Here is a 361-nt window from a genome sequence, read left to right on the forward strand (position 1 = left end):
GCATCGGCGCGTTCGACCTTGAAGAAGGCGATGCTCGCCTGAAGCTCTTCGGCTTGCGCAGCCAGTTCTTCGGACGTGGCAGAAACTTCTTCGGAAGCACCTGAGTTCTGCTGCGTCACCTTGTCGAGCTGCTGGATTGCTTCGTTGATCTGACTTGCTCCGATATCCTGTTCGCGGCATGCGGCAGAGATTTCCGAGACCAGTTCCGCGGTCTTGCGAATATCTGGAACCAGACGGTTCAGCATTTCACCGGCTTCGGTCGCGACCTGGACGGTTTCGCCGGAGAGCGAGGAGATTTCAGCGGCTGCCGCCTGGCTGCGTTCTGCCAGCTTGCGCACTTCGGAGGCGACGACGGCAAAGC

At 59.6% G+C, this 361-nt stretch carries 1 pseudogene; it reads right to left on the minus strand.

From position 1 onward, the window contains the following. Window positions 1-361 (minus strand): annotated as a pseudogene (locus tag ACTJK5_RS23075) (methyl-accepting chemotaxis protein); the annotation flags it as partial.

Source organism: Agrobacterium sp. 22094 (assembly GCF_052046015.1).
GTDB lineage: Bacteria > Pseudomonadota > Alphaproteobacteria > Rhizobiales > Rhizobiaceae > Agrobacterium > Agrobacterium cavarae.